This window comes from Segatella copri (assembly GCF_026015465.1).
GTDB classification, from domain to species: Bacteria; Bacteroidota; Bacteroidia; order Bacteroidales; family Bacteroidaceae; genus Prevotella; species Prevotella copri_E.
Window position 1 is genome coordinate 876,405 of the sequence record NZ_JAPDUQ010000002.1, and the last position, 25,332, is coordinate 901,736.

Annotated in this window: 23 protein-coding genes, 4 tRNA genes and 1 pseudogene; 16 read left to right on the plus strand and 12 right to left on the minus strand. The window is 44.0% G+C overall.

What is annotated here, in order from left to right:
* Positions 1-4 precede the first annotated feature (4 nt).
* The 4 genes from ONT08_RS10780 to ONT08_RS10795 are packed head-to-tail and all read right to left on the minus strand — an operon-like array spanning position 5 to position 3,137.
* Positions 5-439, minus strand: a complete 435-nt coding sequence (locus ONT08_RS10780; protein ID WP_147337100.1) for a hypothetical protein — start codon at positions 437-439, stop codon at positions 5-7.
* 14 nt (positions 440-453) lie between these two features.
* Positions 454-1,065: a recombination mediator RecR gene (gene recR, locus ONT08_RS10785; RefSeq protein WP_006846762.1), complete on the minus strand. Its 612-nt coding sequence runs from the start codon at positions 1,063-1,065 to the stop codon at positions 454-456.
* Between the two features lie 9 nt (positions 1,066-1,074).
* Positions 1,075-1,566 carry an outer membrane beta-barrel protein gene (locus ONT08_RS10790; protein WP_117586879.1) on the minus strand — a complete coding sequence of 164 codons (492 nt, stop codon included), beginning with the start codon at positions 1,564-1,566 and terminating at the stop codon, positions 1,075-1,077.
* A gap of 38 nt (positions 1,567-1,604) precedes the next feature.
* On the minus strand, positions 1,605-3,137 hold the full coding sequence (locus ONT08_RS10795) for a carbon starvation CstA family protein (protein WP_254974853.1): 1,533 nt from the start codon (positions 3,135-3,137) through the stop codon (positions 1,605-1,607).
* A gap of 135 nt (positions 3,138-3,272) precedes the next feature.
* Here ONT08_RS10795 and ONT08_RS10800 point away from each other — a divergent pair, with 135 nt between their 5' ends.
* The 5 genes from ONT08_RS10800 (at position 3,273) to ONT08_RS10820 (ending at position 5,423) form a co-directional block, all read left to right on the plus strand.
* Positions 3,273-4,973 carry a glycoside hydrolase family 10 protein gene (locus ONT08_RS10800; RefSeq protein WP_264959905.1) on the plus strand — a complete coding sequence of 567 codons (1,701 nt, stop codon included), beginning with the start codon at positions 3,273-3,275 and terminating at the stop codon, positions 4,971-4,973.
* A gap of 92 nt (positions 4,974-5,065) precedes the next feature.
* Positions 5,066-5,138, plus strand: a tRNA-Lys gene (locus ONT08_RS10805).
* A gap of 15 nt (positions 5,139-5,153) precedes the next feature.
* Positions 5,154-5,227: transfer RNA gene (locus ONT08_RS10810), tRNA-Arg, on the plus strand.
* A 36-nt stretch (positions 5,228-5,263) separates the two neighbouring features.
* Positions 5,264-5,340: transfer RNA gene (locus ONT08_RS10815), tRNA-Arg, on the plus strand.
* Positions 5,341-5,350: 10 nt separating this feature from the next.
* Positions 5,351-5,423: transfer RNA gene (locus ONT08_RS10820), tRNA-Lys, on the plus strand.
* Positions 5,424-5,592: 169 nt separating this feature from the next.
* Here the strand turns inward: ONT08_RS10820 and ONT08_RS10825 are convergent.
* From ONT08_RS10825 to ONT08_RS10860, 8 genes and pseudogenes are all read right to left on the minus strand, one after another.
* Positions 5,593-5,784, minus strand: a pseudogene (locus ONT08_RS10825) (transposase); the annotation flags it as partial.
* A 91-nt stretch (positions 5,785-5,875) separates the two neighbouring features.
* The gene (gene tnpC / locus ONT08_RS10830; RefSeq protein WP_264959906.1) at positions 5,876-7,636 is read right to left on the minus strand and encodes an IS66 family transposase; all 1,761 of its coding nucleotides are present in this window, start codon (positions 7,634-7,636) and stop codon (positions 5,876-5,878) included.
* A gap of 289 nt (positions 7,637-7,925) precedes the next feature.
* Positions 7,926-8,285 carry an IS66 family insertion sequence element accessory protein TnpB gene (tnpB, locus tag ONT08_RS10835; RefSeq protein WP_117587742.1) on the minus strand — a complete coding sequence of 120 codons (360 nt, stop codon included), beginning with the start codon at positions 8,283-8,285 and terminating at the stop codon, positions 7,926-7,928.
* The gene (locus ONT08_RS10840) at positions 8,273-8,659 is read right to left on the minus strand and encodes a hypothetical protein (RefSeq protein WP_117587743.1); all 387 of its coding nucleotides are present in this window, start codon (positions 8,657-8,659) and stop codon (positions 8,273-8,275) included. The genes tnpB and ONT08_RS10840 overlap by 13 nt, the downstream gene beginning before the upstream one ends.
* 48 nt (positions 8,660-8,707) lie before the next feature.
* The gene (locus ONT08_RS10845) at positions 8,708-9,538 is read right to left on the minus strand and encodes an ISAon1 family transposase (protein ID WP_264959907.1); all 831 of its coding nucleotides are present in this window, start codon (positions 9,536-9,538) and stop codon (positions 8,708-8,710) included.
* Positions 9,504-9,860 carry an ISAon1 family transposase N-terminal region protein gene (locus ONT08_RS10850; RefSeq protein ID WP_367398951.1) on the minus strand — a complete coding sequence of 119 codons (357 nt, stop codon included), beginning with the start codon at positions 9,858-9,860 and terminating at the stop codon, positions 9,504-9,506. Before ONT08_RS10850 ends, ONT08_RS10845 begins: the two co-directional genes overlap by 35 nt.
* 161 nt (positions 9,861-10,021) lie before the next feature.
* Complete coding sequence (locus ONT08_RS10855) at positions 10,022-10,171, minus strand: sulfate transporter (RefSeq protein ID WP_117586877.1); 150 nt, start codon at positions 10,169-10,171, stop codon at positions 10,022-10,024.
* Positions 10,172-10,218: 47 nt separating this feature from the next.
* On the minus strand, positions 10,219-11,079 hold the full coding sequence (locus ONT08_RS10860) for an RluA family pseudouridine synthase (protein ID WP_264959947.1): 861 nt from the start codon (positions 11,077-11,079) through the stop codon (positions 10,219-10,221).
* 317 nt (positions 11,080-11,396) lie between these two features.
* Between ONT08_RS10860 and ONT08_RS10865 the strand changes: the two genes are divergently transcribed.
* The 11 genes from ONT08_RS10865 to ONT08_RS10915 all read left to right on the plus strand — a co-directional run bounded on the left by ONT08_RS10865 (position 11,397) and on the right by ONT08_RS10915 (position 25,309).
* Positions 11,397-13,013 (plus strand): ABC-F family ATP-binding cassette domain-containing protein, encoded by a 1,617-nt coding sequence (locus ONT08_RS10865; RefSeq protein WP_117586876.1) that lies wholly within the window; start codon positions 11,397-11,399, stop codon positions 13,011-13,013.
* Between the two features lie 141 nt (positions 13,014-13,154).
* Positions 13,155-13,775, plus strand: coding sequence for a nucleotide exchange factor GrpE (locus ONT08_RS10870; protein WP_264959909.1), 621 nt, complete (start codon positions 13,155-13,157; stop codon positions 13,773-13,775).
* A gap of 84 nt (positions 13,776-13,859) precedes the next feature.
* Complete coding sequence (dnaJ, locus tag ONT08_RS10875) at positions 13,860-15,023, plus strand: molecular chaperone DnaJ (protein ID WP_203054279.1); 1,164 nt, start codon at positions 13,860-13,862, stop codon at positions 15,021-15,023.
* A gap of 100 nt (positions 15,024-15,123) precedes the next feature.
* Complete coding sequence (locus ONT08_RS10880) at positions 15,124-16,362, plus strand: bifunctional folylpolyglutamate synthase/dihydrofolate synthase (RefSeq protein WP_264959910.1); 1,239 nt, start codon at positions 15,124-15,126, stop codon at positions 16,360-16,362.
* Between the two features lie 111 nt (positions 16,363-16,473).
* On the plus strand, positions 16,474-17,559 hold the full coding sequence (locus tag ONT08_RS10885) for an aldose epimerase family protein (protein ID WP_181985916.1): 1,086 nt from the start codon (positions 16,474-16,476) through the stop codon (positions 17,557-17,559).
* Positions 17,560-17,810: 251 nt separating this feature from the next.
* Entirely contained in the window at positions 17,811-19,136 is a 1,326-nt protein-coding gene (locus ONT08_RS10890) for an MFS transporter (RefSeq protein WP_006846773.1), read from the plus strand.
* A 96-nt stretch (positions 19,137-19,232) separates the two neighbouring features.
* Positions 19,233-20,393, plus strand: coding sequence for a galactokinase (galK, locus tag ONT08_RS10895; protein ID WP_117586872.1), 1,161 nt, complete (start codon positions 19,233-19,235; stop codon positions 20,391-20,393).
* Positions 20,394-20,603: 210 nt separating this feature from the next.
* Positions 20,604-21,791, plus strand: coding sequence for an aldose epimerase family protein (locus tag ONT08_RS10900; protein WP_264959911.1), 1,188 nt, complete (start codon positions 20,604-20,606; stop codon positions 21,789-21,791).
* Between the two features lie 182 nt (positions 21,792-21,973).
* The gene (locus ONT08_RS10905; RefSeq protein ID WP_264959912.1) at positions 21,974-23,698 is read left to right on the plus strand and encodes a sodium:solute symporter; all 1,725 of its coding nucleotides are present in this window, start codon (positions 21,974-21,976) and stop codon (positions 23,696-23,698) included.
* Between the two features lie 204 nt (positions 23,699-23,902).
* Complete coding sequence (locus tag ONT08_RS10910) at positions 23,903-24,583, plus strand: NUDIX hydrolase (RefSeq protein ID WP_040552774.1); 681 nt, start codon at positions 23,903-23,905, stop codon at positions 24,581-24,583.
* Positions 24,584-24,610: 27 nt separating this feature from the next.
* Complete coding sequence (locus tag ONT08_RS10915) at positions 24,611-25,309, plus strand: L-ribulose-5-phosphate 4-epimerase (protein ID WP_006846778.1); 699 nt, start codon at positions 24,611-24,613, stop codon at positions 25,307-25,309.
* Positions 25,310-25,332: the final 23 nt, after the last annotated feature.

Here is a 25,332-nt window from a genome sequence, read left to right on the forward strand (position 1 = left end):
GAGTTTAACCTTCAGCCTCTGTTGTTTCGTCCTCACATCTTCCAACAGAAGGATAAACAAAGAAGAGACAGAGAAAAAGGATGATAGCCATATATCCGAAAGCAGGCGCCATCGTCTGATAATACATAAACGTATTGATCAGCATTGGCAAGCAGAGCATATTCAGACGGGCAGTGCCCAGAGGAAGAAGTGCATCTCCCTTACGGGTTACCAAATGACGGTGAATAGCCTTGAAACTGAAGAGTTTGAGCGCCACAGGAATAACGGCAATGGTAAGAAACTCCATCGCTACGGTAATCACATAGACCAACGTGACATCCCCTGCCAGATTAGTAGGTTCCAGAATTTCTGTCTCATAGAGCAAGACCAGCAGGAATCCTACCAACAGGACAAAGAGGAAATTGGTCATCAATATTCGTTGTACTTGTTTGATTTTCATTTTGTTGTCTTTTTTTATTGTCCAAATGGAGTTCTGTTCAGAATACTCCGTCCGAGGGTAACCTCATCTGTATACTCCAATTCATCACCCACCGAGATACCACGGGCGATAACAGAGAGTTTAACTGGATAATCAGCAAGTTTACGGGAGATATAGAAGTTGGTAGTATCACCCTCCATCGTACTGCTGAGAGCAAAAATCACCTCCTTCACCCCACCTTCAGCCACACGCTGAACCAGCGATTCTATCTCTATATCCGAAGGACCGATACCATCCATCGGCGAAATGATGCCGCCCAAGACATGATAGAGTCCGTGAAACTGCTGCGTGTTTTCTATCGCCAGTACATCCTGTACATTCTCAACAACACAGATGGTAGAAGCATCGCGCCGGGAATCAGAACAGATCGGACAGACATCAGTATCGCTGATATTATGACAAACTCTGCAGTATTTCACTTCACGCCGCATCCTGGAAATGGTATCAGCAAAGAGTTCCACATCCTCACTCTTACGCTTGAGCATAAAAAGTACAAGGCGCAAAGCTGTTTTGCGCCCTATACCTGGCAATTTAGAAAACTCCGCCACTGCCTTTTCCAACAAAGTCGAAGAAAACTGTTGTTGCATCTTAGCAGTTTAGAGATAGATACCTATACCCAGTTTCAAACCTACGGTAGAATAATCTACATGCTTCTTGAAACTCTGATCGTAGTAGATAGCCGGTTCGAGAGTAACCGACTTGCCGAGGAAGAAAGCATAACCTACCTCTACCCCCGGCATGAAATCATTATAACCTCCGGAATGAGCCAACTTTACGCCGCCACCCAGATACAGACCATTTTGCTCGATATAATAACGTGCCTGGGCACCGACAGAGAAATAATCCTTCACGCCTTCAAGACCAGAATGATTATATTCTACCTGCCCCAACAGCATCCAATCATCTTCTACGAAGTATCCAGCCTTAGCCTGAATACCGAGATTGAGGTCCTGAGAGCCATTATAACTCAAGTTTAAGCCCGTCATCGACGCACCTATATACTGTTTTCCACTTTCAAACTGAGCATGGGCAGCTGTCGAAACGACAAGTGCCAATGCTGCAATAGCTAATTTTTTCATTCGCATCATATAAATTTACGTATATTGATTAATACTTATATATAAATCTATTGTTTCTTCTGATAACTGCGATACCAACCCAGGAACCATACCAAGGCTATCACCAGAATGATGACACTGCCCGTATAAGCCAGGCTCTCACCCAAAGCCAAAGCTGTTGGCGAAATGAGCAGGAAGGTTGAACATATCACGGTCATAAACAAGGCAGGAACCAGCGTCATCACAAAAGGCTTCTTCTGCTGTACCAGATAAACCGTCAATGTCCAGAGAGTGAACACAGAAAGCGTCTGGTTAGCCCAGCCGAAATACTGCCAGATGATATTGAAACCATCAGGATTCTCCATCTGCCAAACCAGAATGCCCACCGTAAGAGCAAACAACGGAACGCAGATATAAAGACGCTTGCGCATAGAGCGCTGCTCCAAACCGATAAACTCGGCGATAATCAGACGAGCACTTCTCAAAGCCGTATCGCCACTGGTAATAGGCGCTGCAACAACACCCAACAGAGCCAGGATTCCACCAGCCACACCCAACCAACTGGAACATACTATCTTCACAACTGTAGGCGCATCGAAGTTCTGGATAAGCGACTTGCCGCCATCAAACTGAGCGATAAACTGCTGAGCAGCCTCCGGACTAACACATTCACGCCATCCACCATAGTAGAAGAAATACATGGAAACAGTAGCCCATATCAAGGCAACAATACCTTCAGTAATCATGGCACCATAGAAAATAGGGCGTCCCATCTTCTCATTCTTCATGCATCGTGCCATGAGCGGACTCTGCGTAGCATGGAAACCACTGATGGCACCACAGGCTATCGTGATAAAGAGGCAAGGGAAAATCGGACTCTTCTGTACAAAAGACTCCGTTCCCAACCAAGCCGGATTCTCATTGAGATTACAACTCTGCAAATTGCTCCAGAGTTCAGGCAATGAAGGCCACTTCACAAAGAGACCTATCATCAGAGCACCCGCCATAAAGAGAAGCGAGAAGGCAAAGAGCGGATAAACCTTACCGATAATCTTATCGATAGGCAGTAATGTAGCGATGACGTAATAAACGAAAATCACCACAATCCAAAACATCTGGCTGCCCCAGAATGCATCCGTATTACAAATGCCACTCATAATGATAGCCGGACTGTATACAAACACAGCTCCCACCATCATCAGCAAAAGTACCGAAAAGACCAACATCACTTTCTTGGTGCGTCCACCCAAATACTTACCTACCAATTCCGGCAAGCCAGCTCCACCGTTACGGATACTGAGCATACCGCTCATGTAATCATGCATGGCTCCTGCGAAGATACACCCGAAGATAATCCACAGATAAGCCACCGGTCCGTACCAGGCACCCATAATAGCACCGAAGATAGGACCCGTTCCTGCAATGTTGAGGAACTGAATCATGAAGATTTTCCAACTAGGCAGTACCATAAAGTCGACCCCATCGGCTTTGGTCACTGCAGGCGTAGGGCGGTCATCAGGACCGAACACATGCGCCACAAACTTTCCATAAAGAAGGTAACCCAATACAAGGGCGACCAAACTAATAACGAAACTGACCATTTTTCTTTTATTGCTTAAAATTTTCTCTCTTTTCGGTGCAAAATGCACTTTATTTTAATATTTCAACCGCAAAAGTAATATTTTTATTTGAAATAAAAAAAAATATTGGTATCTTTGTTGCCAAATTGTAAGATTATGAAGAGATTTAAGATATTTTTTATCGTTTTATGCTCTGTTTTGGCCGCAAAAGCCCAGAGTATCGTGTTCAATAACCAGGTGCCGAAACATGAAGTAAGAGCTGTATGGCTGACAACCATAGGAGGTATCGACTGGCCACACTCTTATGCACAGTCTTCTTATTCTGCCGAAAAGCAGAAAAAGGAACTGACGGATATACTGGACCGGTTACAGCAGGCTAAAATCAACACCGTACTGATCCAGACCCGCGTAAGAGGTACCATGATTTATCCGTCGGCATACGAACCTTGGGATGGATGTCTGTCAGGATTTCCGGGCAGAAGTCCGGGCTATGATGCCCTGCAGTTTGCCATCGACCAATGCCATAAGCGCGGTATGGAACTGCATGCCTGGGTGGTAACCATCCCTGTAGGAAAATGGAACGCACTCGGCTGCAAAACCCTCCGACAGAAGATGCCGAAACTCATCAAGAAGATTGGAGCAGACGGATACATGGATCCGGAAAACAGTCGGACAGGTGATTATCTGGCAAACATCTGCAGGGAAATTACACATAAATATAATGTAGACGGTATTCACCTCGACTACATCCGTTACCCTGAAACCTGGAACATCAAAGTGAGCCGGGAACAGGGACGCCGGTATATCACCAACATCGTAAGAAAGATTCACGATGCAGTGAAGGCTGAAAAACCTTGGGTAAAAATGAGCTGCTCACCTGTAGGAAAGTATGATGACCTGAGCAGATACCGGAGCTTTGGCTGGAATGCATACACGAAGGTCTGCCAGGATGCACAGGGCTGGCTCAAGAGCGGTCTGATGGACGAGCTCTTCCCTATGATGTATTTCAAGAACGAGCACTTCTATCCGTTTGCCATCGACTGGCAGGAACAGAGCCATGGCAAGATTGTGGTTCCAGGACTGGGCATCTACTTTCTCGATCCGAAAGAAGGAAAGTGGAACATCAATGACGTGACGGCAGAAATGTATCACATCCGAAACCTCGGAATGGGATATGCTTTCTTCAGAAACAAGTTCCTTCTGGACAACAAACAGGGTATTCTCGACTTTACCCAACGTTTCAATCCATACCCATCATTGGTTCCGCCGATGACCTGGGCAAGCAAGAACCAACCGGAACAGCCACAGCAATTATCGGTAATCACCACCGATAACAAGGTATCAGTTTCCTGGAGCAATCCTTCAAACTATACAGACGGCACTAAAATCGCAACCCCTTATATATATAATAATGTATACGCGAGCAAGAAATATCCGGTTGACATCACCGATGCACGCAACCTGGTTGCCGCACGAATCATAGGAAATTCGTTCAAAATAGAAAATCCTGATGCAAAACGTCTGTTTGTTGCCGTAACTTCAATGGACGGATATGGCATAGAAAGCCAGCCAACCCAAGAAAAAGAGGAAGAGAATCCACTCTTTGCCCAAAGCACAGGAGCTGCGAAATTACTCGAATGTGACGGAAAGAAGGTATATCTAGCAGAAACCACCAAAAATCTCGTTTTTGACGTTCTGATGGTCGAAACCCTGCAAGGATGCGATATTCTGTACCTCCATGCAAAAGATAACACGCTAGATGTTAGAAACTTAAAGGAGGGTATCTACCGCGTGGTAAGCATCAACAAGAAGGGCTATAGACATACATTAGGAACCTTCAAGATGAAGAAAAATTGATTTTTTTTGAAAAAAGTTGCGAAAAAATTTGGTGGAATCAAAAAATAGTAGTACCTTTGCACTCGCAATTCAGAAATGAGGCTTTAATAGTTGCACCCTTAGCTCAGTTGGTAGAGCAACTGACTCTTAATCAGTGGGTCTAGGGTTCGAATCCCTAAGGGTGTACAAAAGATAAGAATTGGCTCCGTAGCTCAACTGAATAGAGCACTTGACTACGGATCAAGAGGTTCAAGGTTTGAATCCTTGCGGAGTCACTCTCCTATCAAAGCTTCACTGAAACAAACGTTTTTGGCTCCGTAGCTCAACTGAATAGAGCACTTGACTACGGATCAAGAGGTTCAAGGTTTGAATCCTTGCGGAGTCACCAACAAATAGTTGCACCCTTAGCTCAGTTGGTAGAGCAACTGACTCTTAATCAGTGGGTCTAGGGTTCGAATCCCTAAGGGTGTACAAAAAGAGCATTTCTTAACAGAAATGCTCTTTTTTGTTTTGTATTTCTCCCTACCATTTCATATCACCTTTAAATATTACTTTATATCTCTTTAAATATCACTATAAAAAAGTTGCAGCCATCCAAAGTTTACACCCAGACAACGGCTCACCCGATAAACTAGGGGGATTAAGCATATAGCTTTGTAAGTCTGAAAAGAAAAAACTTTATATCCGTTACTCCCCTTAAAGCAGCTCTAAACGCCTTAATTTTAGCATTAAATGATTCTGCAAAGGCATTAGTAGCTCTATTAACAAAGAAGTTCAATACTTCATCATAATGCTCGTATAGAGTTGCTGCAATAACATTAAAACTCTTAAAGGTAAGCATCCAACCCCTATGACAATACAACTCCATCCCCAGTGTTTACTGGGGATACAGGGTATTTTAAGAAATTGGACTTTTCTGATTTTTAAACAGGTTTAACTAAAAGTGCCTCTGTCATCAAGGCATAATCCCTTCTTCCAACTACAATCATGTCAAAGAATCCCCTGAAGAAATCCAGTGGAGCCATTGCCATTAGCTTGCAGGTTTCAACGAAAGTAAGGAAGGTCGCTGTAACTCTGGCACCCTGCTCACTGCTAAATCCACCGAAGTTCTTTCGGAGATTTGTGAATGGGCGGACTGCGCGTTCACAACAGTTGTTGTCTATCAAGACGCTGCCTATCTTAGTATATGCCATCAGCTCTTCCCAATGCTTGGTCATATATGTCAAGGCTTGTTGCAACTTAGCAGAGAGCTTAATCTCGTTTTTCTCAAACTGTTTCAACAGTGCCGTCGCTTGCAGATAGAGGTCGTGTAAAACTGGTAAGGAATCCTCACCTCGATGCTTGACTATCTCTTTTTCTGTGCGACCCAACACTTGATTTTCAACTTCGACCTTATATAATATACCGATCAAGTCTATGAATGCCTGTGCCAAGGTATCCTTGTAGTCACGACTCGCCGAGACGAACAGTCTTCTAACGTGCGACCAGCAACATACATGAGTACAGTCCTTCAACTTATTGAAGTAAAGGTATGCAGCATAGGCATCGGTCATCAACGTGCCCTTGAAGTCACCAAGAAACTCCTTGATAACCTCTTTCTTACGACTGCCATACAGATAATAGCAGACCTTGGTGGTCAAGTTGACAATGACCCACATATATCGTTTCTTATAATGCACCTCACCATTGGCATCCGTCACCTTGGTGTCAACCCAGGACTCATCACAATAAATCGTTGAGCCAGGTTTCAATAGCCATTGTTTGATGGTCTCCTGACAAGTCTCCAAGAACTCTGCCCCATGTCGCAACCAGTTGAAAATAGTAGACTTAGACATACGCATCTTCTCATTGACCATGCGATACATCTCACGTCCACTCGTTATCGCATACTGGAAGCGATTGACAATCAAGTCTGAAAGCATGCCACTCGTACTGCTGGTATGAGGAACCATGCTTGGCATGTCATACTTCGACTCATCGACAAAAGTGCAAGCACGCTGCTCTACCCCTTCATCTTTTGGCACGAAGAAAGCGAACTCGTTGCCGTCCTTGTCACGTACCCAAGCATAAAGGTAGCGGTCCTGACGTGTCATACTGATTCGGTCAAACTGGTCGACAGGTCTGGTATAACGAATGAACTCCAAACCCATAGCCTTAAGCTTGTCCTTGTCACAATCATGAACCACAAGAACTTCAGCCTTCATAGTCTTGTAGTGGTCCGGGCGTTGGCTCAAATCCTTTTTGGGATTGGTCGCCTCTGTATCGGTAACTTCGTCTGAATCATCAGAATCGGAAGGTTGCTCACATCCATTCTCGATGTATTCCCCCTCTTCCTCATCCTTGGTCTTGCCTGTATTTACCGACTTGTCACCAGTTTGCTTCTCATTGTTCTTGCCATGCATCTTACGCCTACGGGCTTGCAGTTCTCCAGTAAGCTTGTCAACCTGATCCTGCAAACCGGCAATCTTACGATCTGCCTCTGCCTGTAGTTCCTTCTGCTTATTACCCAAGGCAATATTGGCATCCAGAAGTGTCTGGACTGTCTGAACCAATTCCTTTATCTGATCTAGATATTGCTTACGTTCCATATCCGATAATCCATTACTTGCCGAAGAATTGTCTACCTCCAGCAAGTAATTGGAATGCATTATCATGCGCTCTATGTCTATATGTATATCTGCCATAATATGAAACGTTTGCAGATGCAAAGATAATCATATTATGAGACTCCACAAAATGCATAAAACTTATTTAACAATCTAATATTCAGTATTTTACGCTGTTTTAGAGACTTAACATTAGTCGTAATACCACCCTATGTCAGACATGTTTGCAGTATCGCAAAACATCGAAAACAGGGCTTAACAAGCCAACCTTAAAGCTTTCTACAACACTCTGAATATCATTTACTTAACTCTATTTTACCCAAAAAATGAATACTTTTTTTCAGAAAATTAACTATCATTTTCGCCATCAAGCTGCTTCCTCATAGCATTTTAGCTCTATTGGACCTATGCTTTTTACAACAGGGCATGAAAGCATAGCCACTAGATACTTCCACTCCAACACATAAATTGGAAGGACACCTTCAAACTCTAGACGGACAAAACTCATGTTCTTGTCAAACTTCTGATAATACATCTGACACTCATTATGTTCATGTCTGATGATTTTTACTATCTTTTGATCCTTGGAAGTAAACACGTAAGCGGTGCCATCCTCTGGATCTTCGCCCAAAGAGCGTATCACTCCACAAAGCTTGTCATAACCTCCACGCATATCCTGATAGTTGGGAATATACTTATATTTTACGGCACCATTTAAGCTAAACATAAGGCTTGAAGTTTAGAGATAAAACTTTGAAGACCAGAATAGCTCAAATTATGATGCTCTATCTTCATACCATTGCTAAGCCCAAGATTGACATACTTGATGACAACGGCATCCTCGGTCGGAGCTGGAGATAAACCGGCTGAAGGATTACCCGGCTTGGATGGTATTGGAACTGCACTGGTTGAATCTGGCGCACCTGCAACAACACACTCCACAACATTTGGAGCCTGGAACTTCTTCTTGTACCACTTTTCAAATACATGATAAGGAACTCCATTGGATTCGAAAAATTGATTTACCGAAATGCCTGCTGGTACCGCCTCCGCTTTATAGCGTTGCCACAGGCTCTCAAGATCTTTACTACTTATTGCCATACTTATAACATTTAATGTTTAACATGGCGCAAAGGTAGCACTTATTGTTCAAACCGCCAAAATAGGGGTTGGATGCTTACTCTTAAAGCCCGAATCGTCCACTTTGTTATACCAGCGTGCAAGCGAGAGTCTTGCTGCGTCTTTGACGGTATTCTTAGAAAATATCATTCTAAGCGAATGTGTGAGAGAATAAGCCTCTTTAAGGTCTGGATATGTTTCAAAGAGCACCTCTGCTCTTTGTCTCTGGCTTTCTGTCCATTTGTCTGCTGATTTGAAAAGCAGATACCTGCTGCGAGCCAGCAACTGCTTGTGGGTATCCCCATTTGCAAGCACAATTGGAGTATATGCTTCGCCCAAACATTTGGCTTCTTCTCTGGCATCCGTATCTGCTTGAATGGCATCCCATCTATGGGCGATGCGCATTTCCTGTAGGGCATCACAAGCAAGTTTCTGTATATGAAAGCGATCTATGGTACGCATAGCTTTTGGGAAACAACGTCTTGCTATGAGTCTCATGGAATTTGACATATCCATAGTTATTTCCTTTACCATCAGTCTCTTGGCCTCGTCTATGCGCATAAGTGCTTCTATTACAGCGTCTGCTGCCACACCCTTTACAATGGCAATGATGGTGCCTTTACCTCCATGTGAAGTTCGGTTGCTTACAATTGTGTACAATTCACCATTGCTTGGAGCTGTTTCATCAATACAGATGCTTTCACCTGTATTTTCTGGAAAAACAAGCCAGTCTTCTGCATGTGAGAGTTCTGACCATTCACGATAGCCGCTGAGCACTTCCTTATATTGCTTTTCAAACGTATCCCCGTTTATGTGATAATAGCGATCAAGCGAACGGGAGGTCGTAGGAATCGTCTCCATACACTCCTTTTAAAAAAGCCGCAAACTCCTTGGAGTAGCGGGTGCCTTCTGCCTTGAGATCATAAGAATCGGAGAAGTATCGGTTATTCTGCTTGTCGTACCATTTACGCCTTCTGACTATCAAGTCTACACCTTTGTCACGTATGGGGAAGTCACGTATAGTTACAGCATCACAGAATCCTTTAGATTCAATCAAAGGGTTCTCTTTATAATCAGCCTTAACTGATTCATCAAGATAGATGCGAATAAGGGAAACCTCTTCTTCTACACGTACTACTTCAAAATTTGAAAGTATCTCTGATGGCAGAATTAATTGTGCCAACGCTAATAGTCCTTGATTATTCATGGCACAAAGGTATAACTTTTTTTGGAAAATTCAAAATCTTTCCCCCTAATTTATCGGGTGAGCCCAGACAACCGCAACCAATTTACCAATCAAAAATATCTAAAATCTTATCACGTCATCATTACACAACTCTGCCATCAACAGAAGAGCCAGTAAAGAACTGCCAGCACGGCTACCATAACAACAGCTACCATTGCTTTAATCATACAGGTAGCCACCTTCTTTAAGACAAACAGTCCTACAACAAGGACTACCAATGCCAGCGCATAATATCCAAAATCATTCATATCACATTATTATATATATAAACTACCAATCAGTATTCATCACCCTATTAACGATCATTCTTTAATGCCCTGCGGAATTCAGCCGGTATCGGAGTTTCAAATTCCATAGGCTGATGCGTTACGGGATGATAGAAACATAGCAGATAGGCATGCAGACACAAGCGCTGGCATGGATCATCACCATTACCATACTTAATATCACCACACACCGGATGCCCCATATCGGCCGTATGAACACGAATCTGATTCTTACGGCCCGTTTCGAGTTTGAACTCCACCAGAGAATGAGCCGTTGTACGCTCTAATGTATGGAAATGGGTAACAGCATACTTGCCGCCATTATCCGTATCACTACTGTAAGTAATATAAGCCTTGTTATCTTTCAGCCAGTTGGCAACGGTACCTTCATCTTCTTCCATCTCTCCGGAAACCAGAGCCACATATCTGCGGTCGTATACATTATGATGCCAATCATCCTCCAAAGCCAACTCCGTCTGCTTATCCTTGGCATAAATCATCAAGCCCGAAGTATCACGGTCAAGTCGGTGTACTACATGTGCCTGGCAGTTCTGGCGAGTCTTATGAAAATAATCATCAAGTACCGTTTTCACATTCAGAGTAGAATGACCGGCTGCCATACTCAAGATACCAATGTTTTTCTCGACAACAATCAGATATCTGTCTTCATAAACAATCTTAAGGTATCTGCTTTTAAATACCTCCTGATTCTTCTTTGTCTTGCTCACACTCACCTTCATCCCCGGCTTCAGGGCATAATCAAACTGGGTAATGGTTTTGCCATTTACCTTGATTCCCCTACCCTGCAGAGTCTGCTTCACCTTGGTCTTGCTAGGTCCCTTCACATTCTCCATCAGCCATTCCAGCAACGGAGCAGGTTTTTCTACCATGTAATGCTCATATTCATTTGGGTTTCCGTAGCCATAAGCATTATTGGTATGCTTATTAAAATTTCCTTTTCTATTTTGTTGTCTCATATTGTTATCTATATCATTTTCTTAACATGAAAAACACAGAATCAATGCTGCATTTTCTCCGTTTCAGCCTACAAAAGTAAGACTTTTCTGCAAAATAACAAAAAGCCACCATGTTTTTAACTAAAAATTAGTAACTTTTGCCAATAAATCATTGTGTTTCAAATATTTTTTTGTAATTTTGCAGCTGAATTAAAGATATAATCAGAATAAAAGATATTTAGGAACAAATAATGATTACAGTACAAAATCTTGCAATCCAATTCGGAAAGAGAGTGCTTTACAAGGATGTAAACCTCAAGTTCACTCATGGTAATATTTATGGTATCATCGGTGCTAACGGCGCCGGAAAATCTACATTCCTCCGCGCTATCAGCGGCGACCTTGAACCAAACAAGGGTACAGTAGAAATGGGACCAGGCGAGCGACTTTCTGTCTTGGAACAGGACCACTTCAAATATGACGATTTCCGCGTGATGGATACCGTCCTGATGGGTCATCAGCCATTATGGGAAAACATGAAGGAGCGCGAGCGCCTCTATGCTAAGCCAGAGATGACAGAAGAAGATGGTAACCTCGCTGCTGAGCTGGAGCTCAAGTTTGCAGAAATGAATGGTTGGGAGGCAGAAAGCAATGCCGCACAACTTCTGCAGAACCTCGGCGTAAAGGAAGACCGCCACGACAAACTCGTAGGTGAACTTTCAAACACAGAGAAGGTGCGCGTGATGCTGGCAAAGGCACTCTTCGGCAACCCAGACAACCTCCTTCTCGATGAGCCTACCAACGACCTCGACCTCGACACAGTTGAGTGGTTGGAAGACTATCTCAGCAACATTGAACAGACCGTACTCGTAGTATCTCACGACCGTCACTTCCTCGATGCTGTAAGTACCCAGACCGTAGATATCGACTTCGGTAAGATTACGATGTTTGCAGGTAACTACTCTTTCTGGTACGAGAGTTCTCAGTTGGCTCTCCGCCAGGCTCAGAATCAGAAGATGAAGGCTGAAGAGAAGAAGAAGCAGTTGGAAGAATTCATCCGCCGATTCTCTGCTAACGTTGCCAAGAGTAAGCAGACTACATCCCGCAAGAAGATGCTGGAGAAACTGAACGTTGAAGAAATCCGTCCTTCAAGCCGTAAATACCCAGGCATCATCTTCCAGATGGACCGTGAGCCAGGTAACCAGATTCTGGAGGTAGAGGGACTGAAAGCATGCGACGAAGACGGAACAGTGCTCTTCGACAATGTAAACTTTAACATAGAAAAGGGTGAGAAGGTAGTATTCCTTTCTCATAATCCTAAGGCGATGACCGCACTCTTCGAAATCATCAACGGCAACCGAAAGGCTGACGCAGGTGACTACAAGTGGGGTGTTACTATCACAACAGCTTATCTCCCACTCGACAATACAGAATTCTTCCAGAGCGACAAGAACCTGGTAGACTGGTTGAGCCAGTATGGTCCAGGTAACGAAGTTGCCATGAAGGGCTACCTCGGAAGAATGCTCTTCAGCGGCGAAGAAGTACTGAAGAAGGTAAATGTCCTCTCCGGAGGTGAGAAGATGAGATGTATGATTGCACGCATGCAGTTGCAGAACGCCAACTGCCTGATTCTTGATACCCCAACCAACCACTTGGATCTGGAGAGTATTCAGGCATTCAACAACAACCTGGTAGGTTTCAAGGGCAATATCCTCTTCTCTAGCCACGACCACGAATTCATCAACACCGTGGCAAACCGTATCATCGAGCTCACTCCATCAGGCACCATCGACAAGCTCATGTCTTATGATGAGTATATCTACGATGAAGCTATCAAGGAGCAGAAGGCTAAGATGTACGGCTTCTAATCAGAAAGTCATTCAACTGTTTTAAACAGCAACCGAAATTATCTTATAATTTAATAGTGCCAATTCGATGAGAATCGGGTTGGCACACTTTTTGTCAAACAACCAATAACAAGAATTATCATGTTTAAAAAATTTAAGACTATGTCAAAAGAAAAAGAAATTAATATAGAGGACGGAAACGTTCAGGAGACTGTTCAGAATGAAAATAATGAGCAGACAACTCAAAATGAAAATACTGAGGAAAATCAGAATACTGACAACAAGACAGAAAAAGGTGACAACAATACGGATGCTGCTGACAAGAAGGCAGAAGAGGTTGATCCTTTAACAAAAGCACAGCAAGAGGTAGAGGAACTCAAGAAACAGTTACTCTATAAGACTGCTGAGTTTGAGAATTACCGCAAGCGTACCCTCAAAGAGAAAGCAGAACTGATTTTGAATGGCGGCGAGAAGACTGTAGCTGCTATTCTGCCTATTCTCGACGACTTTGAGCGTGCCATCGCTGACAAGAGCGAAGACCCTAAGGCTATCAAGGAAGGTGTCAAAATGATTTTCAACAAGTTCGTAAAGACACTCGAAGGTCTTGGCGTAAAGAAGATTGAAACCAACGACAAGGATTTCGATGTAGATTTCCACGAGGCTATTGCTATGGTTCCAGGAATGGGCGATGATAAGAAGGGAAAGATCATTGACTGCGTCCAGACAGGTTATACGATGAACGACAAGGTGATTCGCCATGCCAAGGTAGCTGTAGGTCAGTAAGAAAGAAATATCAAGAATTATTTTTCAAAATCCAGAACATTCCATTAGAATTCTGCAAGAAAATTCAATATTTGAAATAAGCAAATGGCTAAGAGAGACTATTATGAGGTGCTGGGCGTAGACAAGTCGGCATCAGAAGACGAAATAAAGAAGGCGTATCGAAAGATAGCCATCAAGTATCATCCAGACCGCAACCCTGGCAACAAAGAGGCGGAAGAGAAATTCAAGGAAGCTGCCGAAGCTTACGAAGTTCTCCACGATGCCCAGAAGCGCCAGCAGTATGACCAGTTTGGTTTCGACGGCCCACAAGGTGGATTCGGCGGATTCGGCGGTGGTGCCAGCATGGACATGAACGACATCTTCTCTATGTTTGGAGATATCTTTGGCGGACACGGCGGTTTCAGCGGCTTTGGTGGCGGTGGTTTCGGCGGCGGCTCACAGAAGCGGGTTTACCAGGGTGGCGACCTTCGCGTAAGAGTAAAACTGACTCTCCAAGAGGCAGCAACAGGTGTTACCAAGCGCTTCAAGATTCGCAAGGATGTAACTTGCTCTGCATGTCACGGAACAGGTTGCGAAGGTGGTGCCCAGCCAGAAACATGTCCGGAATGTCATGGAAGCGGCTATGTCTTAAAAACAGTGCGCAGCATGTTCGGCATGATGCAAACTCAGGCTGCATGTACAAAGTGTGGCGGTGAGGGAACTATCATCAAGAACAAATGTAAGGAATGCGGTGGTGACGGAATCGTGAAGGGCGAGGAACTCGTAGAAATCAATATTCCTGCAGGTGTCGACAACGATATGGTTGTTACCGTTGAAGGAAAGGGTAACCAAGGCAAGCACAATGGTCTCTACGGAAACCTACAGGTAATGGTAAGCGTAGAAAAGAACGATGATTTCGAGCGTGTAGGTCAGGACTTATACCATAATCTTGTTCTTGACTTTGCAACTGCCACTTTGGGTGGCGAGGTAGAAGTCCCTACCTTGGATGGCAAGACAAAAATCAAAATAGAACCTGGCACACAACCTGGCAAACAGATTCGTTTGCGTGGCAAAGGTATGCCGGCTATTCAGGGATATGGTTATGGCCGTGGTGATATTATCGTCAATATTACCGTTTTCGTACCTACCTCTCTGACCAAGGAAGAAAAGGATCTTGTTGTGAAATTCAAGGAATGCGATAATTTCAAAGCAGATAATGCAGAGAAGAAATCTCTCTTTGAAAGTTTCAAGAATCTCTTTAAAAAATAAACAGTAAAGAGCAATCCCCGAAGAGGGCGAACTATCTTCGAAAGAACGGTTCGCTCTTTTCGGGGATTATCTGTATATATAATAAGGTATAACATATAACATGAATTATCAAGAAACTGTTGAATATCTTTTCACCAGCACGCCGGTTTTTGAAAAGATTGGAGCCAAGGCATACAAACCTGGGCTTGATACGATGTATAAAATGGATGAACACTTCGGACATCCTCATAACCAATATAAATGTATCCACATTGCAGGAACCAACGGAAAAGGTTCATCATCCCATACCCTTGCTGCAATCCTGCAGAGCCAGGGCTATAAGGTCGGTCTGTTCACATCTCCACATCTTGTAAATTTCAGAGAACGCATTCGCGTAAATGGTGAGATGGTAAGCGAAGAGTATGTAATCGACTTTGTAGAAAACAACCGGAAATTCTTCGAACCGCTACATCCTTCGTTCTTTGAACTGACCACCATGATGGCATTTCAGTATTTTGCAGAACAAAAGGTAGACTTTGCCGTCATCGAAGTTGGATTGGGAGGAAGACTGGATAGTACCAACATCATCACTCCTATCCTATCCGTTATCACGAACATCAGTTTTGACCACACCCAATTCCTCGGGAATACACTCGGCGAGATTGCAGGCGAAAAGGCGGGTATCATCAAGCCACAGATTCCTGTCGTTATTGGCGAATGGAACGAAGAGACCCAACCTGTATTCATCAAGAAAGCCCATGAGCAGAATTCTCCTATCCATTTTGCACATGCAACTGACGCAGACATGAACTTCGAACTGAAAGGCAACTATCAGAAAAAGAACTTCTGCACCATATCCGCAGCCGTAGAATGCCTGAAGGAAGAAGGAATAGAAATCAAAGATGAAAGCATAAAGAACGGCTTCGAACATGTATGCGAGCTGACAGGCTTACGTGGCAGATGGGAAAAACTCAACGAGCACCCACTCACCATCTGTGATACGGGACATAACCTTGCCGGATGGGAGTATCTGGAACCTCAGATTGCATCCGTCAAAGCCGATACGAAACATATTGTCTTCGGAATGGTTGACGACAAAGATGTAGAGCATGTAATGGGACTATTAGAAAAGTTGCCAAAAGAAAGCATGATTTTCTATTGGACACAGCCATCAACCAAAAGAGCGATTCCTGTAGACAAATTATACGGATACGCGCAAAAGCACAGCTTAAACGGAACATGCTATCAAACTATCGCACAAGCATTTAACAAAGCAAAAGCAAACGCAAAAAAAGAAGATTTTATCTTTATTGGCGGATCAAGTTACGTCGTTGCTGATTTGCTATCAGAATCGTTTTAGGATTTTTTAAATCAAAAAGTTCATAAAATATTTGTAATACTCATTTTTTTTTAGTTACTTTGCAGTACATTACTTAAACCAGAGTAAGGTAACTAAAAAAAGTGAGATATTATGAATACAGAACCAGCAAATAAGTGTGGTTTGAAAAGAGAAGATTTTCAGACCACAGTGAATGGCAAGAAGACTGATCTCTTCGTGTTGAGAAACAAGCAAGGCAACGAAGTTGCAGTGACTAACTATGGTGGAGCAGTCGTAGCCATCATGATGCCAGACAAGGATGGCAACTATGCCAACCTCATCCAAGGCCATGACAACATACAGGACGTCATCAACTCACCAGAGCCATTCTTGAGTGTGCTCATCGGTCGTTATGGCAACCGTATTAAAGAAGGCAAGTTCATACTTCACGGCAAGGAGTATCACTTGGCATGCAACGATGGTCCCAACCACCTGCATGGTGGACCTACAGGTTTCCACACCAAAGTTTGGGATGCAACCCGCATGAGTGATAGCGCTGTCGTATTGAAATACACGAGCCCTTATGGTGAAGAAGGCTTCACTGGTGAGTTGACAGTTTGGGTAGCTTACACATTGACCGACGACAATGAGTTCGTTATCAAGTATCAGGCTACAACCAACAAGACAACCATCTGCAACCTGACACATCACGCTTTCTTCTCAATCCAGGGTATTGCTAATCCTACCCCAACAGTTGACAATATCATCTGTGAGGTAAACGCAAACTACTATCTCCCTATCGATGAGTATTCTATCCCTACAGGTGAGATTTTGAAGGTTGAGGGCACACCATTCGATTTCCGTACACCAAAGCCAATTGGTCAGGACATCAATGCAGACAACGAGCAGATCAAGAATGGTCAGGGCTATGACCACAACTATGTATTGAACAAGACAGAAGAAGGTGAGTTGAGTTTCGCTGCCCGTATAAAAGACCCTGTAAGCTGCCGTACCATGGAGGTTTATACCACAGAACCAGGTTTGCAGATGTACACAGGTAATTTCCTTGCAGGTATCTCAGGACAGTTTGGTGCAACATTCCCACGTCGCAGTGCAGTCTGCTTCGAGGCACAGAAGTTCCCAGACACTCCAAATCACACCTATTTCCCAAGTTGCAGATTAAATCCGGGTGAAACATACACCCAGAAGACAATCTATAAGTTTGGAATTGACAAATAAATCAGAATAAATCATGGAGCAGGTACTCTAAACAGCACTTGCTCCATTTTCGCGCTTGAATGACAAAACTCATCCAGCGCGACAACAATCTTAAAGAGAAGTCTTAACGTCTTTAAAGAAGAAACAACCTCTTAGAAGAAAAGAGTAGCAACCTCTTTACCATAAAAGAGAATCAATAACCTCTTCAAAAAGAGTATAACAAGCTTTTCGCAAATAATAATAACAAATAACAATATCAACTATCAAAAAAAATGGAAAACCAAAGTAAAAATGGCAATATCATCGCCATTATCACGATGATGTTCCTCTACGCCATGATTTCGTTCGTAACGAATTTGGCTGCTCCTATCGGAGTTATTTGGAAAAATGTATTCGCTGACAGCGGAAGTGCTAACATGATCGGTATGTTGGGTAACGCCATGAACTTCTTGGCTTACCTCTTCATGGGTATCCCTGCAGGTAAGTTGCTCACCAAAATCGGTTACAAGAAGACCGCCCTCACCGGTATCGCTACCGGATTCGTAGGCGTGCTCATCCAGTTCCTTTCAGGTAAGTTCGGTGCCGACATCTCAGGCTTCGCCGTTTACCTCTTCGGTGCGTTCATCTCAGGTTTCGCAGTTTGTATTTTGAATACTGTTGTAAACCCAATGTTGAACCTCATCGGTGGTGGTGGTAACCGCGGTAACCAGTTGAACCTCATCGGTGGTACATTGAACAGTTTATCCGGAACTTTAACTCCAATGCTCGTAGGTGCCCTTATCGGTACTGTTACTGCTAATACCAAAATGGTAGATGTGAACCTCGTACTTTACATTGCCCTTGCCGTATTCGCAGCAGCATTCGTTATCTTGAACTTCATCCCTATCCAGGATCCAGAGATGGGTAAGACTACAGACAAGACTGTATTCGAGCATTCACCATGGGCTTTCCGCCACTTCAACCTCGGCGTTATCGCAATCTTCGTTTATGTAGGTGTTGAGGTAGGCATTCCTGGAACATTGAACTTCTACATTTCTGATACAACAGCAAATGGTGGTGGTTTCATCAATGGTACAGCCTTGGCAAATGCAGCAGCTATCGGTGGTTTCGTTGCAGGTACATATTGGCTCCTGATGCTGGTTGGTCGTCTTTGCTCCAGTTTTATTGCTGACAAGGTATCTAGCCGCATGATGATGATGATTGCCAATGGTGCAGGTATGATCTTTATCGTACTCGCCGTACTTCTCGGCAAGTCAACAACAGTAGAAATGCCTGTATTTACAGGTACATCATTCCAGATGGTAACAGTGCCTATCGCTGCCATGTTCCTGGTACTCTGCGGTCTCTGCACTTCTATCATGTGGTCTTCTATCTTCAACCTCGCTACCGAGGGTCTTGGTAAGTATACAGCCCAGGCTTCAGGTATCTTCATGATGATGGTAGTAGGTGGCGGATTGATGCCATTGGTACAGAACTTCATCGCAGACAATGCTGGCTATATGGCTAGTTACATTGTACCTCTCATCTGTATGGCATACATGTTCTTCTATGCTGTAGCTGGTTGCAAGAACATCAACAAGGATATTCCTGTTGATTAATAACACGAAATAAATTAGCCCTAAGGCTTATATAGTCTTTGGGCTAAATCATATAATCAAATCTTTAGTAACAACTCAACAAAAACTTAACTAATTATGGATATTGAAAAAGTAAGAAGCCGCTTCATCAAGCATTTCGATGGTAAAACAGGTAACATCTACATGTCACCAGGTCGTATTAACTTGATTGGCGAGCATACCGATTATAATGGTGGATTTGTTTTCCCAGGTGCAGTAGATAAGGGTATTATGGCAGAAATCCGTCCTAACGGAACAGATACCGTCATGCTCTACTCTATCGACTTGAAGGACCGTGTTGAATTCAAGGTTAATGATCCTGAAGGTCCTCGCGCTTCATGGGCACGTTACATCTATGGTGTTTGCCAGGAGATGAAGGCATTGGGCGTTGACGTAAAGGGTTTCAATGCAGCATTCTATGGTGATGTGCCTCTCGGTGCAGGTATGTCTTCTTCTGCTGCTCTTGAAAGCTGTTTTGCTTTTGCTTTGAACGACCTTTTCGGTGACAACAAGGTTTCTAAATGGGATCTCGTTCTCGCAGGCCAGGCTACTGAGCACAAGTATGTAGGTGTTAACTGCGGTATCATGGACCAGTTTGCTTCTGTTTTCGGTAAGGAAGGTAAGTTGATGCGCCTCGATTGCAACAGCCGCGAATTTGAATACTTCCCATTCGAGCCTAAGGGCTATAAACTCTGCCTGGTAAACTCTAAGGTAAAGCACGAGTTGGCAGGTTCTCCATACAACGACCGTCGCAACTCTTGCGAAAATGTTGTTAAGCACATTGCAGCAAAGCACCAAGAAGCTAAGTTCGAAACTCTCCGTGATTGCACATGGGAGCAGTTGGAAGAGGTTCGCGCTGAGGTAGGCGAAGAGGATTACAGCCGCGCTCACTTCGTATTGGGCGAGAAGGACCGCGTATTGGCTGTCTGCGATGCTCTTGAGAAGGGCGACTACGAGACAGTAGGTCAGAAGATGTACGAGACTCACCACGGCTTGAGCAAGGAATACGAGGTAAGCTGCGAGGAACTCGACTTCTTAAACGATGTTGCTAAGGAGAACGGTGTTACTGGTAGCCGTATCATGGGCGGTGGCTTCGGTGGCTGCACCATCAACCTGGTAAAGGACGATATCTACGACAAGTTCGTTGAGGACGTTACAGCTAAGTTCACAGCCAAATATGGTCATGCTCCAGAGATTTACCCTGTAATCATCTCTGAGGGTTCTCACAAGGTTTGCTAATATATACATTATATATAATATAAGGAACTGCAGTTAGTATTTGCTAACTGCAGTTTTTTTGTCCCAAATAAGCCAAAAACAGGCGTTTTCATACAAATAGTGTTAAAAAGACACTTTAGAAGAAAAAAAGTTAGGGAAAACGCTTGCTGATTCGAAATAAAATTGTAATTTTACACCCAAAATGAATAGACAATAAAAAACAGCCTAAAAATGAGTACATTTAAGACCCTATTTATGGGAGTTGGTTTTGCGGCTATCGCTACCCTCTCAGCTTGTTCATCAAGCAGCAATGCAAGTCTCACACAATCTGGTTTGAATCCAGCAGATTTCGATTCAACAGTATTGGGCAAGAAGACTGAGTTAGTAACTCTCAAGAATGCAAGCGGCATGGAAGTTTGCCTCACCAATTATGGTGGACGTGTCGTTTCCATTTCCGTTCCAGACAAGGACGGAAAGCCAACAGATGTGGTTCTTGGTTACGATAATATCCATCAGTATGCTGACACACTTAACTCTCCTTCAGATTATGGTTCTTCTGTAGGACGTTATGCCAACCGTATCAAGGATGCTAAACTTTCACTTGCTGGTTCAACATACCAGTTGAAGGCAAATGATAATGGCAACTGCCTGCATGGTGGTGGTGCTACAGGATGGTTGAACCAGGTTTACGACATTACAGAGAAGAACGACTCATCCGTTACCTTCACTATCAATGCGAAGGATGGCGAGAATGGTTTCCCTGGCAACGTAACAGCAACAGCTAAATATACTGTCAAGAGTGACAACACACTCGACATCGAGTTTGGCGCTACAACAGACAAAGAGACCATTGTCAATATGACCAACCACAGTTACTTCAACTTGAATGGCGATCCATCTAAGGAAGGTTTCGATCAGGTAATGTACATCAATGCAGATAAGTTCACTCCTGCAGATTCACTTTACATCCCTACTGGTGAAATCAAGAGTGTCGATGGAACCCCTATGGATTTCCGTAAACCTGCAGAAATCGGCAAGAAAGTTGATTATAACTTTGATCAGATTAAGAATGCCACAGGTTACGACCACAACTGGTGTTTGAACACATATAAGAATGGTAAGGGCGATGACAAAACAGTTTGCGCAAGCCTCTACTCACCAAAGAGCGGTATCCTTCTTGAAGTATTTACCAACGAGCCAGGCATTCAGGTTTACACCGGTAACTTCCAAGGCACAGGTATTGCCTGCAAGCATGGCATCAAGTATCCTAAACACGTAAGCGTTTGCTTCGAGAGCCAGAAATATCCTGATTCTCCAACCAAGATTGCTCAGGGTGTAAAGGATTGGACAGATGCCACATTGAAGCCAGGAGAGAAATACTATTCTCACCTCGCTTACAAATTCAGCGTTAAAAAGTAAGCGTAAGTTAGTTTAAAAGTTAGCGAACCGGCGGATAAAGTCCGCCGGAACAGCTAACATCCAACAAGAAGTTTTCGCAATGACAAAAAACGAAATGTGCTGGATAAAAAACTAACATAATAAGCATCCAATAAAAGAAAAGAATAAACAAATAATAATAAACAAACAATCTTATAGTAATTATGAATTGGAATTCAACAGAATTCGTATGGCTTGATTGGGCTATACTCGCCATTGGAGTTATCGGCGTAATTTGGGCTGTCTGGCACGCAATCGTGAAAGACAGAAAGGCTCAGAAAGGTGAAGACTCTTCTGCCTACCTCTTCGGTAAGGGTGAGCCATGGTATGTAATCGGTATGGCTATCTTTGCTGCCAACATTGGTTCTGAGCACCTCGTTGGTTTGGCTGGTACAGGTGCCAAGAGTGGTGTCGGTATGGCACACTGGGAGATGCAGGGCTGGATGATCCTCATCTTGGGTTGGCTGTTCGTACCTTTCTACCAGTTGCTCATCAACAAGATGGGTAAGATCATCACCATGCCAGACTTCCTGAAGTTCCGCTATACCCAGCGCACAGGTTCATGGCTCTCTATCATCACCCTCGTAGCTTACATCCTTACTAAGGTGAGCGTTACAGCCCTTACAGGTGGTATCTTCTTCGAATATCTTTGGGGCTTGAACTTCTGGGTTGGTGCCATCGGCTTGATTATCCTCACCACCATCTTCACCGTATTCGGTGGTATGAAGGGCGTGATGACATTGTCAACTATCCAGACTCCTATCCTCGTCATTGGTTCTTTCCTCGTACTCTTCCTCGGTCTCTCTACCCTTGGCGGTGGCAGCATAGCTGCTGGTTGGGCCGACATGATGGATTACTGCGGCAAGCTGAACAATGGTTATGGTACAACTCACATGTTCCACTGGGAGGCAGGTGACTCTATGTACCAGGAGTATCCTGGTTTCGTAGTATTCATCGGTGCAACCATCATCGGTTTCTGGTACTGGTGTACTGACCAGCACATCGTTCAGCGTGTACTCGGTCAGGTTCCTGGTGAGAGCAACGTAGAGGTTATGAAGCGTGCCCGCCGCGGTACTATCGCAGCCGGTTTCTTCAAGGTACTCCCTTGCTTCATGTTCCTGATTCCAGGTATGATTGCAGCAGCCTTGGCTCAGAAGGGTGCCATCCAGATGAACGAGACTGATGCAGCCTTCGCCATCATGGTAAAGACCGTTCTTCCTGCAGGTATCAAGGGTATCGTAACAATCGGTTTCATCTGCGCACTCGTTGCTTCATTGGCAGCATTCTTCAATAGCTGTGCTACCCTCTTCACCGAGGACTTCTACAAGCCATTAAAGAAGGGCATGTCTGAGGCTCACTACGTACTCGTTGGCCGTATCGCTACCGTAGTAGTTGTAGTTCTCGGTTTCGCATGGTTGCCAATCATGATGAAGATGGATACTTTGTACAACTATCTCCAGGGTATCCAGTCACTCCTGGCTCCAGCCATGGTAGCCGTATTTGCAATGGGTATCTTCTTTAAGAAGATTACTCCAAAGGCAGGTGAATACACCATGATTACAGGTTTCCTCATCGGTATGCTCCGCCTCGTTACCAACGTCATCACTGATACAGGTAAGGCTACAATGAATGGTGCATTCTGGGATTACACCGCATGGTTCTGGCAGACCAACTGGCTCGTATTCGAGTGCTGGTTGCTCGTATTCCTCATCATCTTCATGGTAGTAGTAAGCTGCTTCACTCCAGCTCCAAGCAAGGAGCAGGTAGAGGCAATCACCTTCACATCAGACTTCAAGAAGTCTATCCGTGAGAGTTGGGGTGCCTTCGATATTATCGGTACCCTCGTAGTAATCGGCCTCTGCGCAGCATTCTACGCATACTTCTGGTAAAATATTATTCACGTCAGGAGTAAGAAGTGAGGAGTCTGGAATTTTCTCAAAGATCAGACAAAACTGTTTCTGTTGAAAAAATCCGCGATCCTTTCTTCTCCTTCTTACTCCTTGATTTTCCTCTCGAACCTGCTCTATGAAGAGCAAGCAAAAGAACACAACTATACATACATTGAATCATTACATCAAAACAGTAGAAAGACCATGACCCAGTTTTATAATGAATACTCCAAAGTATTAGTATCCGTCGATTGTATCATTTTCGGTTTCGACGGTAGCAACCTCCAGGTACTGATAGGCAAACGCAAGATGGACCCGGGAAGAGGCGAATGGTCACTCTATGGTGGTTTCGTTGGCGCAACAGAAAATCTCGAAGATGCAGCTAACAGAGTCATCCTGGAACTTACTGGAATGAAAAACCTCTATATAAGACAAGTAGGAGCTTTCGGCCGCATCGACCGTGACCCAGGTGAGCGAGTTATCTCTATCGCCTATTGCACTCTCATCAATGTGAAAGACTATGATGACAGCCTCCGTGTAGAACACGGATTGGAATGGGTTAGTCTGAACGAACTTCCAGAACTTTACTCAGACCACAAACTCATGATCCGCAACGCTATCGCACAGATACGCCGCCGCATCAATCATGAGCCATTAAGCTTCAAACTCCTCCCAGACCTCTTTACGCTGACACAGCTTCAGCATGTATTCGAGGCAGTAATAGGCGAAGAGATTGATAAGCGCAACTTCCGCAAACGCGTGAAGGATATCGACTTCATCGAGAAAACAGAACTCATCGATAAAGTCAACTCGAAACGAGGCGCCGCCCTCTACCGCTTCAACAAAAAAGCATACGAGGAAGACCCATCGTTCAACTTGAAATAGAATAAACAACTTAAAACAAAAGATATTATGTTAGAAGAATTAAAAGAAAAAGTGTTCAAGGCAAACCTTGATCTCGTTAAGCACAACCTCGTGCTCTTTACATGGGGTAATGTAAGTGGTATTGACCGCGAGAAAGGTCTGGTTGTCATCAAACCATCAGGCGTCGATTATGACACCATGAAGGCTAGCGATATGGTAGTGGTAGACTTGGAAACAGGTAAGGTAGTAGAAGGCGACCTGAATCCTTCATCTGATACTCCAACCCACCTGGTTCTCTACCGCGCATTCCCAGAGTTGGGTGGCGTAGTTCATACTCACTCTACTTATGCTACCGCTTGGGCACAGGCTGGCTTGGACATCCCTAACATTGGTACAACTCATGCTGATTACTTCCACGATTGCATCCCTTGCACTGATGCGATGACAGAGGATATGATGGCAGAATATGAGCACAACACAGGTGTTGTCATCGTTGACCGTTTCAAGAAAGATAACATCAACCCAGTTCATACTCCTGGCGTATTGGTTAAGAACCATGGTCCTTTTACATGGGGTAAGGATGCTGACCAGGCTGTTTATCACGCAGTAGTAGCTGAACAGGTGGCCAAGATGGCTTTCATCTCATTCTCAGTTAATCCAAATACCACCATGAACCCATTGCTCGTAGAGAAGCACTTCAACCGCAAGCACGGTCCTAACGCTTACTACGGACAGAAAAAGCACTAATTAAAGGGTGTTTCAAATAAAGA